At 66.5% G+C, this 5,028-nt stretch carries 5 protein-coding genes; 3 read left to right on the top strand and 2 right to left on the bottom strand.

Annotated elements, in window-relative coordinates:
• On the bottom strand, positions 1-321 hold a 321-nt coding region (locus NH448_RS23055), incomplete at its 3' end, for a hypothetical protein (RefSeq protein ID WP_253029548.1).
• 218 nt (positions 322-539) lie between these two features.
• Here NH448_RS23055 and NH448_RS23050 point away from each other — a divergent pair.
• Positions 540-1,214 carry a Fe2+-dependent dioxygenase gene (locus tag NH448_RS23050; RefSeq protein WP_045994549.1) on the top strand — a complete coding sequence of 225 codons (675 nt, stop codon included), beginning with the start codon at positions 540-542 and terminating at the stop codon, positions 1,212-1,214.
• 12 nt (positions 1,215-1,226) lie between these two features.
• Here the strand turns inward: NH448_RS23050 and NH448_RS23045 are convergent, their stop codons facing one another.
• A complete protein-coding gene (locus tag NH448_RS23045; RefSeq protein WP_045994548.1) occupies positions 1,227-2,222 on the bottom strand; it encodes a GlxA family transcriptional regulator in 996 nt (331 codons plus the stop codon).
• Positions 2,223-2,499: 277 nt separating this feature from the next.
• Here NH448_RS23045 and NH448_RS23040 point away from each other — a divergent pair, with 277 nt between their 5' ends.
• Positions 2,500-3,459 carry a GlxA family transcriptional regulator gene (locus tag NH448_RS23040; protein WP_045994559.1) on the top strand — a complete coding sequence of 320 codons (960 nt, stop codon included), beginning with the start codon at positions 2,500-2,502 and terminating at the stop codon, positions 3,457-3,459.
• Between the two features lie 315 nt (positions 3,460-3,774).
• On the top strand, positions 3,775-5,028 hold a 1,254-nt coding region (locus NH448_RS23035; protein WP_253029547.1), incomplete at its 3' end, for a TauD/TfdA family dioxygenase.

Genomic DNA, 5,028 nt, shown 5'->3' with positions numbered 1-5,028 from the left:
ACCTTCACCACCGTGGCCGGCTTCACCACCTTCGCCACCTTCACCACCGTGGCCGGCTTCACCACCTTCGCCACCTTCACCACCGTGGCCGGCTTCACCACCTTCGCCACCTTCACCACCGTGGCCGTGCTCGCCGCCTTCACCGCCGTGGCCGGCTTCACCACCTTCGCCACCTTCACCGCCGTGGCTCTGTTCGTAGGCAGCGTCGTCCTTGTGCATATCGTCGCCATCGCCGTGATGGTCGGCCCAGGCGGCGCTGGATCCGAGCAGGATGCTGGCGCCAACGCCAATCCACAGCTTGGTACGGGTCTCTTGCGTCATGGGGTGCTCCTTCCTTCTACGTCTACTTGGGGCCAATTTCTTGTTCAGGGCTCGCGCTCGATGGAACCAGGGTCCACTTGCCGCAAACCCATGTCCGATCTGGCAATGTCTGCGCCAGTCAAACCATCAGGTGCCTGCCCACTAGACTGGCGTGTCACGAAGTGTAATGCAAACGATTAACAGTCGGGTATACTGACGGCCATTTGCGGGAGCCTCCGATGATTCTGTGTATCGACAAGGTGCTGACCGACGACCAGCTCCAGCGTATTCGCCAGACACTGGACGCCAGCGACTTTCGTGACGGACGGGAGACCGCCGGCTGGCATGCGCGCACGGTCAAGCGCAACCAGCAGGCGAGCAGCCAGGAGCCCGCCATCGCCGCCCTGCGTGACGAGGTCATGCAGACCCTGTCCGCACACACCCTCTTCCAGATCGCCGCGCGCCCGCGCCGAATGAAGCCGGTCATGTTCAGTCGCTACCAGCAAGGCATGACCTACGGCAATCACGTCGACGACGCGGTGATGCCCACCCCCCAGGGGCCGATGCGCACCGACCTGTCCTTCACCATCTTCCTTGGGGATCCGGACAGCTACGAGGGCGGAGAGCTGGTCACCGAGACCACCCAGGGCGAACAGCGCTTCAAGCTGCCGGCGGGTTCGATGATCCTGTACCCGTCCTCGACGCTGCATCGCGTCGACCCGGTCACCCAGGGGCAACGACTGGCCGCGGTGGGCTGGCTGCAGAGCCAGGTACGCCATCCTGAACAACGTGAAGTGCTGTTCGACCTCGACACCACTCGCCGCCAGATCTTCGAGCGCGACGGCAAGACCGCCGAGTTCGACAGCATCTCCAAGAGCCTGGCCAATCTGCTGCGGATGTGGGCCGAGATCTGACTTGAGTGCCGGTCAGCCGTGGTGTCGAAAGGCCTGCGGCGCGGTTCCGAACGCCCTGCGGAAGGCGCGACTGAAACTCGACGCCGAGCCGAATCCACAGCTGAGCCCGATCGCCAGCACATCGAGGTCGGTATCCTTGAGCAATTGGGCGGCACGTTTGAGGCGCAGCGACAGGTAGTAGGCACTGGGAGAGGTGCCCAGCACATCGGCAAACAAGCGCTGTAGCTGGCGACTCGACACGCGGCTGCGGCGTGCGATCTCGGCCAACGGCAGGGGCGTTTCCAGGTGCGACTCCATCAGCGCTACCGCATCGACCAGCCGCGGCTGGTGGGTGCCAAGACGCCTGACCAGGCTCATTCGCTGCTGGTCGGTGCGCGAGCGCAGGCGGTCGTGAATCAATTGTTCGGACACGTCCACCGCCAGCGCCATACCGTGGCGACGGGCGATCATCTCCAGGGTCATGTCCATGGCCGCCGCGCCGCCGGCACAGAAGAAGCGCCGCTCCTCCAGCAGGAACAGCTCGTCGCAGGTGCGAATCGAGGGATAGCGTTCGTTGAAGGTGGGCAGCGTCTCCCAGTGCAGGGTCACCGTATGCCCCCTGAGCAAGCCGGCCTCCGCCAGCACCACCGCGCCGGTGTCCAGCGCGCCGATGCAGCAGCCACCCTGGTCGAGCCGGTTGAGCCAGGCGCTGAGCCCGTGGCCGATCCACAATTCCGGATCGAAGCCGCTGCATACCGCCAGCCACGGCAGATTGCGGACGTCTTCCATGGGGTGGTCCACCAGCAGGGTCATGCCGTTGCTGGCGGTCACCGGCCCTCCGCCCAGCCCGATCAGCGTCCAGTCATAAAGAGCGCGACCGGCGATGCGGTTGGCGATGCGCAGCGGCTCCACCGCCGAGAAAAACGCCATCATCGAGAACTGCGGCAGCAGCAGAAAACCCAGCCGCTGTTCGGCCTGCTCGATTTCACCGGCGCTCGCCTCCAGGCGTTGACCACTGAGCTCTACCATCGCTGTCCGCCTCCTTACCGACGCCCGTGACTGCGGCGCAGCATAGCATGAGGATATCGACGATAACGTCGAAAGGCTGAGTAGAGTGGGGCCGCGCCTCCTGGCTGGCCGTGTCTCGCCTGCGCCCTGAGTTGAGGGCAGCGCACGACGGTGGCACCCTTGCAGCGCGGTGTGGAACGGGCAGATCGTGAATCCGCTGCCGCTGGTGCGCCGATACCCGAACCACCGATCCTGGCGCGGCCAGCGCCGTCCCGCCCCCGCCATCCATGAGGCCACCATGCGTCTGACCTACCAGGGCCCTGTCCCGGAACCCATCGGCTTTCTGCTGCTGCCGCGTTTCTCCATGGTGGCGCTGTTCTCGGCCATCGACCCCTTGCGAATCGCCAATCGTCTGGCCGGACAGCCGCTGTTTCGCTGGCACCTGATCAGCCGCGACGGCGAGCCGGTCACCGCCAGCAACGGCATTCCCCTGAGCGTCGAGCATGACCTGGACAATGCCCCCTGGCTCCCTAGTCTGGCGGTGTGCGCAAGCTTCGAGCCGATGGCCGCGGTGGACCAGCCGCTCAAAGACTGGCTGACGCAGCGCCGGGACCAGGGCGCCTGTCTGGGGGCGCTGGACACCGGTGTCTTCTGCCTGGCCGACGCCGGGCTGATCGAGGACACCGTGACCTTGCACTGGGAAAGCCTGCCCGAGTTTCGCCGTCGCCATCCCGACATCGAAGCGGTGGAGTCGCTCTACGAGGTCGGCCCGGTCGGCTTCTACGGCGCCGGCGCCAGCGCCTCCATTGACCTTGCGCTGGACACCATCCGCCGCCGCCACGGCGATGCCCTGACCCGTCGTGTCAAGCAGCAACTGGTGCACGACCATCGTCGCCTGCCGGCCAGCCGCCAGCGCGACGCCAGCGAATTCGAGCGGCTGCCCGAACGCCTGACCAGGGTCATCGGCCTGATGGACAGCCACCTGGAGTCCCCCTTGGCCATCGCCGAACTGGCCGCCCAGATCGGCCTGTCGGAGCGTCAGCTAGAGCGCGACTGTCAGCATCACCTGGCCCGTACCCCGAGCCGGCTGTATCTGGAGCGTCGCCTGGCGCTGGCCCACCATCTGGTGACCAGCACTCGTCACGGCGTCATGGACATCGCCCTGGCCAGCGGATTCGCGTCCGCCTCGAGCTTCACCCGCGCCTTTCGCCAGCACCACGGCGCCAGCCCCCGGGAGCTAAGACGCCGCCTCCTTTAACACTGGCCCACCAACTTCTGTCTACTACACGCCACGGCGCCAGCCCCCCCGGGAGCCAAGACGACGCCTCCTTTGACACGGGCCACCATCTGTCGCCCTGTTCGCCCTGGCCAGTTGGCATACCTGGCGTACCTGGCGCGCCCTGAATGTCGGATTCTGCACGATACCTGTCGATTTATGCACGACTTCGGTGCTGCCTGACAGGCAAGCTGGTCCCCACTTGAGCGCCAGCCGGCGCTGCCATCCATGACGCACAGCACGGGCGCTGCCATCCATGACGCACCACGCGCCCGTCCCAGCTTCGACGGAGTCCCGATGAACCAGCCACAGCACACCAGCGAACACCAGCAGTCCGCGTCGGTCGATCTACCGCGCACCCCGGACTATGACGCCTGGCCGATCGAGGTGCCCATCGCAAGCGTAGCCTCGACGCCAAGGGTGCTGACCGTGAACTGGCAGGACGGCCGTGTCAGCCGCTATCACAGCGTCTGGCTGCGCGAAAACGCCGCCGACGACAGCACCATCAACCCGGCGACAAGGGAGCGCATCCTCGATCTGTCGAGCCTGGACGCCTGGCCGGAAATTGCCCAAGCGACGCTGGACGCCAGCGGCGCCGTCGAACTGCTGATGACGCCGGAACAGCGCAGCCTGCGCTTTCACCCCGGCTGGCTGAGAGCCCACGACTACGACAACACCGAAGATCCGCTGGCGCCGCTGGTACCGGTCGAGACCTGGCTCGGCGGCCAGGACAAGGAACCGGTCACCCTGGACGCCGGCGGCTGGACCGCGACCCAGGCCGACAGCCCCGAAGAAGAGACGATCCTGGCCCCGGCGCTCGACGCGCTGCTGCGCCACGGCCTCGTGCGGCTGCGCGGCCTGCCCACCGAGCCCGGCACCCTGGAGAACATCGCCGAGCGCTTCGGGCCGTTGCGGGCCACCAACTTCGGCACCCTGTTCAACGTTCGCGCCAAGCCGGACCCGGACTCCAACGCCTACACCTCGATTGCCCTGCCGCCCCACGTGGACCTGCCGACCCGCGAGTACCATCCCGGTCTTCAGTTCCTGCACTGTCTCGAGAACAGCGTGGCCGGCGGCCAGGCGGTAATGCTCGATGGTTTCGCGGTGGCCGAGGCCCTGCGCGAGGAAGACCCCGAGGCCTTCGCTACCCTGACTCGCGTCCACTGGCGCTACGCCAATACCGCGAAGACCACCGACTACGTCTGGCACTCGCCGATGATCGTGCTCGATGAACAGCAGCAACTGCTCGAGGTGCGCATCGCCGACTTCCTGCGCGGCCCGCTGATGACCGATTTCGACCAGGTCGAGGAGGCCTACCGGGCACTGATGGCGCTCCAGCAGCGCCTGCGCGAGCCCCGCTTCGCCCTGCGCTTCACCTACGCCCCCGGCGACCTGGTGATCTTCGACAATCGCCGCCTGTTGCACGCTCGTGACGCCTTTGAAGGCGACTCCGGCCACCGCTGGCTGCAGGGCTGCTACCTCGAGCGCGACGAGGTGCGCTCGCGCTATCGCATCGTCCAGCGCCGTCGCCGCGAGCGGGAGCTGGCCAGA

This window comes from Halomonas sp. OfavH-34-E (genome assembly GCF_024124525.1).
GTDB classification, from domain to species: Bacteria; Pseudomonadota; Gammaproteobacteria; order Pseudomonadales; family Halomonadaceae; genus Halomonas; species Halomonas litopenaei.
Note: the sequence above shows the minus strand (reverse complement) of the source record. Positions and strands in the feature narration are given on the sequence as shown.

Bases quoted from the DNA above. Each gene is read 5' to 3' on its own strand.
- NH448_RS23045 (WP_045994548.1), bottom strand. From the start codon at position 2,222: ATGGTAGAGCTCAGTGGTCAACGCCTGGAGGCGAGCGCCGGTGAAATC.
- NH448_RS23040 (WP_045994559.1), top strand. From the start codon at position 2,500: ATGCGTCTGACCTACCAGGGCCCTGTCCCGGAACCCATCGGCTTTCTG.
- NH448_RS23050 (WP_045994549.1), top strand. From the start codon at position 540: ATGATTCTGTGTATCGACAAGGTGCTGACCGACGACCAGCTCCAGCGT.